At 69.4% G+C, this 5723-nt stretch carries 6 protein-coding genes and 1 pseudogene; 5 read left to right on the forward strand and 2 right to left on the reverse strand.

Annotation, left to right across the window (positions count from 1 at the left end):
- Positions 1-263 precede the first annotated feature (263 nt).
- The 4 genes from ABY44_RS08305 to ABY44_RS08320 all read left to right on the forward strand — a co-directional run bounded on the left by ABY44_RS08305 (position 264) and on the right by ABY44_RS08320 (position 3799).
- Positions 264-1283: a LacI family DNA-binding transcriptional regulator gene (locus tag ABY44_RS08305; RefSeq protein WP_021163757.1), complete on the forward strand. Its 1020-nt coding sequence runs from the start codon at positions 264-266 to the stop codon at positions 1281-1283.
- Positions 1280-2560 (forward strand): AGE family epimerase/isomerase, encoded by a 1281-nt coding sequence (locus ABY44_RS08310; protein ID WP_027788958.1) that lies wholly within the window; start codon positions 1280-1282, stop codon positions 2558-2560. Before ABY44_RS08305 ends, ABY44_RS08310 begins: the two co-directional genes overlap by 4 nt.
- Entirely contained in the window at positions 2557-3465 is a 909-nt protein-coding gene (locus ABY44_RS08315; protein WP_027788957.1) for a carbohydrate kinase family protein, read from the forward strand. The genes ABY44_RS08310 and ABY44_RS08315 overlap by 4 nt, the downstream gene beginning before the upstream one ends.
- Positions 3466-3577: 112 nt before the next feature.
- On the forward strand, positions 3578-3799 hold the full coding sequence (locus ABY44_RS08320) for a hypothetical protein (RefSeq protein ID WP_021163760.1): 222 nt from the start codon (positions 3578-3580) through the stop codon (positions 3797-3799).
- Between the two features lie 24 nt (positions 3800-3823).
- Here ABY44_RS08320 and ABY44_RS08325 read toward each other — a convergent pair whose 3' ends face one another.
- Positions 3824-4018: a DUF2905 domain-containing protein gene (locus tag ABY44_RS08325; protein ID WP_021163761.1), complete on the reverse strand. Its 195-nt coding sequence runs from the start codon at positions 4016-4018 to the stop codon at positions 3824-3826.
- 296 nt (positions 4019-4314) lie between these two features.
- Positions 4315-5508, reverse strand: a complete 1194-nt coding sequence (locus tag ABY44_RS08330) for a class I SAM-dependent methyltransferase (protein ID WP_059619687.1) — start codon at positions 5506-5508, stop codon at positions 4315-4317.
- Positions 5509-5521: 13 nt separating this feature from the next.
- On the opposite strand from ABY44_RS08330, the pseudogene ABY44_RS08335 reads away from it, so the two are divergent.
- Positions 5522-5723, forward strand: a pseudogene (locus ABY44_RS08335) (short-chain dehydrogenase); the annotation flags it as partial.

Genomic DNA, 5723 nt, shown 5'->3' on the forward strand with positions numbered 1-5723 from the left:
CCCGCCCTTCCCGCCGGCCTGAGCAAGCCGCCGGGCGCGCATGCGCGAAGCCGGCACGCTGGCCGCCACTTCCCGCTCGCCGGACACCCGCACGTCCACCTTGCCTTTTTCGCGTTTTGTTTAGTATTTTTAGTAACGTCGTTTTCGCAGATTAGCGCTTAAAAACCGGTAATTTTCGGGTATTCCCCGGTTATCCGGCCCGAATTCCGCGATACGTTTTACTATACAATCGCTTTCACCCTAAACAAACCGGACCCCGAACGATGGGTACCACCATTCGCGATGTGGCGCGGGCGGCAGAGGTCTCGATCGGCACCGTCTCCCGCGCGCTGAAAAACCAGCCGGGCCTGTCCGAAGCCACGCGTGCGCGCATCGTCGAGATCGCGCAGCGGCTCGGCTACGATCCCGCGCAGCTGCGGCCGCGCATCCGCCGGCTCACCTTCCTGCTGCATCGCCAGCACAACCGCTTTCCGGCCAGCCCGTTCTTCTCGCACGTGCTGCACGGCGTCGAGGACGCCTGCCGCGAGCGCGGCATCGTGCCGACGCTGCTCACGGTCGGGCCGAACGACGACGTGCTGCGCCAGATGCGCCCGCACGCGCCCGACGCGATCGCGGTCGCCGGCTTCATCGAGCCGGAGACGATCGAGGCGCTCGCCGCGACCGGCCGGCCGCTCGTGCTGATCGACCTGTGGGCGCCCGGCCTGCGCTCGGTGAACATCGACAACGCAACGGGTGCGGCGCTCGCGATGCGTCACCTGCTCGCCACCGGCCGCACGCGGATTGCATTCATCGGCGGCTCGCCCGCGCACTACAGCATCGCGCAGCGCGCGATCGGCTACCGGCGCGCGTTCTTCGAAGCCGGGCGGCTGTTCGATCCCGCCTACGAAGTGACGATCGACGCGGGGCTCGATCCCGACACGGGCGCCGCGCGCGCAATGGAGCAGCTGCTCGACGCACCGGGCCCGCGCCCCGAAGCCGTGTTCGCGTACAACGACGCGGCCGCGCTCGCCGCGCAGCGCGTGTGCACCGCGCGCGGCCTGCGGATTCCGGACGACATCGCGATCGTCGGCTTCGACAACATCCCGGCCGCCGCGCACGCGAGCCCGCCGCTCACGACGCTCGCGGTCGACAAGGAAGCGCTCGGCCGCCGCGGCGTCGAGCTGCTGCTCGCCGACTCGCCCGAACGCACCGAGATTTCCCTGCCCGTCGAGCTGATCGTGCGGGCCAGCAGTCAGCCCGCCGGCTCCCCGGCACTCGATACCGCCACGGTCACCGAATCATGAACATGCCCCCGGTCCAACCCTGCACGGCCGCGCCGGCCGCCCACACGCAAGCCGCGCCGTTCGTCGCGAGTTTCCGCGATCCGTCGTTCCTGCTGTCGCACATCGAGGACACGCTGCGCTTCTACGCAACCAACGCGTTCGACCCGACGGGCGGCTTCTACCACTACTTCCGCGACGACGGCAGCATCTACAACCGCACGTCGCGCCACCTCGTCAGCAGTTGCCGGTTCGTCTTCAACTACGCGATGGCGTACCGGCACTTCGGCGATCCGCGCCACCTGGAATACGCGCGCCACGGGCTGCGCTTCCTGCGCGACGCGCACTGGGACGACGAACTGCAGGGCTACGACTGGGAACTCGACTGGCGCGACGGTGCGAAGCGCGCGACGCTCGACGGCACGCGCCACTGCTACGGGCTCGCGTTCGTGCTGCTCGCGGCCGCGCACGCGACGATGGCCGGCATCGACGAGGCACGCCCGCTGATCGCGGCCACCTACGAGCTCGCCGAGCACCGCTTCTGGGACGCAGCCGCGGGCCTCTACGCGGACGACGCGACGCCGAACTGGATCGTGTCGTCGTACCGCGGCCAGAACGCGAACATGCACATGACCGAGGCGCTGCTCGCGGCCCACGAGGCGACCGGCCACCTCACGTACCTCGATCGCGCGGAAAAGCTCGCGTCCCACATCACGCAGCGCCAGGCCGCACTGTCGGGCGGGCTCGTGTGGGAGCACTACCATGCGGACTGGTCGGTCGACTGGGACTACAACAAGGAAGACAGCTCGAACATCTTCCGCCCGTGGGGCTTCCAGCCCGGGCACCAGACCGAATGGGCGAAGCTGCTGCTGATCCTCGAACGGCACCGCCCGCTCGACTGGCTCGTGCCGCGCGCGGCCGAGCTGTTCGACGCCGCGCTCACGCACGCATGGGACGCCGACCACGGCGGCCTGTACTACGGCTTCGGCCCCGACTTCACGATCTGCGACCACAACAAGTATTTCTGGGTGCAGGCGGAGACCTTCGCGGCGGCCGCGATGCTCGGCGCGCGCACCGGCAGCGAGCGCTTCTGGGACTGGTACGACGAGATCTGGCGCTATAGCTGGGCGCACTTCGTCGATCACCGCTACGGCGCGTGGTACCGCATCCTCACCTGCGACAACCGCAAGTACAGCGACGAGAAGAGCCCGGCCGGCAAGACCGACTATCACACGATGGGCGCGTGCTACGACGTGCTGGCAACCCTCGCGCGCGCGCAGCGCAGCGAGCCGACGCAATGAGCGGCGGCACGTTTCCGGCTTTCGTGTCGGCAGGCGACATCCTGACCGACATGGTGCGCGCGGGCGATGCGCAATGGACGTCGGTACCGGGCGGCGCCGGCTGGAACGTCGCGCGCGCGGTTGCGCGGCTCGGCGTGCCGAGCGCGCTCGCGGGATCGATCGGCGAAGACTGCTTCTCCGACGTGCTGTGGCGCACGAGCGACGCGGCCGGGCTCGACCTGCGCTTCCTGCAGCGCGTCGCACGGCCGCCGCTGCTCGCGATCGTGCACGAGACACGCCCGCCCGCGTATTTCTTCATCGGCGAAGCAAGTGCCGATCTCGCGTTCGATCCGGCGCGGCTGCCGGCCGGCTGGACCGACCATGTGAAATGGGCGCATTTCGGCTGCATCAGCCTCGTGCGCGAGCCGCTCGCCGGCACGCTGGCCGCGCTCGCGGCCGACCTGCACGCGCGCGGCGTGAAGATCAGCTTCGACCCGAACGTCCGGAACCTGATGACGGCCGCGTACCGGCCGACGCTGGAAAAGATGGCCGCGCTCGCCGACCTGATCAAGGTGTCCGACGAGGACCTGCGGCACCTGTTCGGCGGCGACGGCCCCGACGCGATCGCCGCGGTGCGCACGCTGAACCCGCGCGCGGCCGTGCTCGTCACGCGCGGCGCACAGGCGGCGACGCTCTACGCGGACGGCGACGTGCATGAAGCCAGCCCGCCGCGCGTCGAGGTGGCCGACACCGTCGGTGCGGGCGACGCGTCGATCGGCGGCATGCTGTTCAGCCTGATGGCCGCGCCGCAGCGCACGTGGCGCGAGCATCTCGTGTTCGCGCTGGCCGCGGGTGCCGCGGCGTGCCGGCATACGGGTGCGCACGCGCCGACGCTCGACGAGGTCGTCGCATTGATCGAACGCTGACGGCACGCCGATGGCACGAACGGTGACCGGACGCTGTTCGGTCACCGATAAGCGGCGCTGTACATGCTGCGCCGCAGTGCTACGATGAAGTGTCCTTTTGCGGGAGAGCACCATGGACACGAACACGTTCACGAAAGGCATCTACACGGCCAAGGCGCATACCCAGCACGCGGGCAACGGGCAGTTCCAGGGTTACGTGATCCTCTCGCGCGACGACGGGGACGACACCGAGAACACGCGTTACGACGTCCACTCGACGAGCCCCAGCGAGGAAGAGGCGTTCGACGAGGCGAAAGCGCTCGCGCACCGGATTCTCGGCGAGATCGAGCTGTAACGCGCACCGACCTTCAGGCGCGGCTCAGAGCAGCCGCGCCACCATCGATACCAGCATCGTCAGCACCAGTGTCGACATGAACGGGAACGGGTAGCGCCGCCCGCCGAGCGTCAGCGTGACGTCGCCCGGCATCCGCCCGATGCCGAGCTTGCCGAGCCACGGCCAGCAGCGCGTCAGGATCATCACCGCGACGAACGTCGTCAACAGCCAGCGCAGCATGCTAGGGCCTGTTTCCATATGGAACGCGCATGCGTTGCCACGAGAACGGCCGCTCGCGAGGCGCGCGACGCCGCGAATACTGGACGTATTCGCAAGGAGCGCAACGCGGCGAGCGGCCGTTCTCGTGGCAACCCCAAATTAAAAGAATCATGTCACGGGAATGCCCGAAATCGCCCGTATGGCGGCGTCGCTCGTCGCTTGTTTGGCACGGCCAAACGGCGCTCCTCACTCCTTGCCCTACGAGCGATTTCGGGCATTCGCATGTGCGTTCCATATGGAAACAGGCCCTAGCCCCGTCAGAGTGCGTGCGAGCGATCGCCGCGCGCGAACGCGTCGAGCGTGCCGTCGATGCCGCGCGAGAACGCGATCACCTTGAACAGCTCGCCCATCTCGGCCTCGGAAATCAGCTTCTGCACCGCGTTCGCGGCCGGCAGGAATTCACGGATGTCCGACGGGTCGATCGCGGCCAGCGCGTCGGTGATGCCCGCGTTCAGCAGGAAGCGCGCCTGCGACGTGTAACCGAGCAGGTCGGCGCCGGTCGCGACGGCCGCGTCGTAGATGCCGGTGAATTCGACGTGCGCGGTGATGTCCTGCAGCCCCGGGTACAGGAACGGATCGTCGTGCGCATGGTGCCGGTAGTGGCACATCAGCGTGCCGCGGTCGCGCTGCGGGTGGTAGTACTCGTGCGCGGGAAAACCGTAGTCGACCAGCAGCACCGCGCCGCGCCCGAGCATCGTGCAGACGGTGCGCGTGAAAGCCAGCGCGGCCTCGTGCGTCTCGGTCACGTAACCGTCGCCCGCCTCGTCGAGCCCCGCGAGCACCGCCGGCAGGCCGGCCGGCGCGGCAGGACGGTCCTCGAACACGAACGCCTGCCGCGCATCGAGCGCGACACCGCGCTCCTGCCATGCGCCGCCCGCCTTCGCGAACAGGCGCACGGGCATCGCATCGAGCACCTCGTTGCCGACCACGACGCCGTCGAACCGCTCGGGCAGCGCGTCGAGCCAGCGCACCTTCGCGGCGAGCGCCGGCGCGGCGGCCGTGATCGTGTCGCGCTGCCGTTCGCGCAGCTCGCCGGACAGGTCGACGATCAGGTATTCGTCGAGTCCGGCGCCCAGCGCGTCGAGCGCCGCGAGCAGACCGGCCGCGAGCTTGCCCGTGCCGGCGCCGAATTCCATCACGCAACGCGTGCCGCTCGCCGCGAGCGCTTCCGCGACCGGTTGCGCGAGCGTCTGTGCGAACAGCGGCGACAGCTCGGGCGCGGTGACGAAGTCGCTGCCGTCGTCGGCGCGGCGCCCGAACTTGCGCGCGCCGCCGCTGTAATAGCCGAGGCCGGGCGCGTACAGCGCACGCTCCATGAAGCGGTCGAACGGCAGCCAGCCGCCGGCCGCCGCGATCTCGTCGCGCAGTTGCGCGGCAAGGGTTTCGGACTGCGCGAGCGCGTCGGGGCCGGGAGCAGGTAAACTAGCGGGTTCGTGAGCTTTCGGGTTCATCCCGGCATTGTAAATGACCGTTTCAGCCGATACGTCGACCCTGCGCGTGGCGCTCGTCACCGGTGCCCTGGGCAGCGCGGCCGACGCCGCGTCGATCGGTCGTGCGCTCGCGACGGGATTCGCCCGGCACGGCTGGGACGTCGCGCTGCAGCGCAGCCCCGGCACGCCGCATGCGGCCGCCGACGCGCTCGTCGCCGAAGTCGCGGCGCTCGGCC

This window comes from Burkholderia sp. ZZQ-2 (assembly GCF_050768715.1).
Lineage (GTDB): Bacteria > Pseudomonadota > Gammaproteobacteria > Burkholderiales > Burkholderiaceae > Burkholderia > Burkholderia cepacia.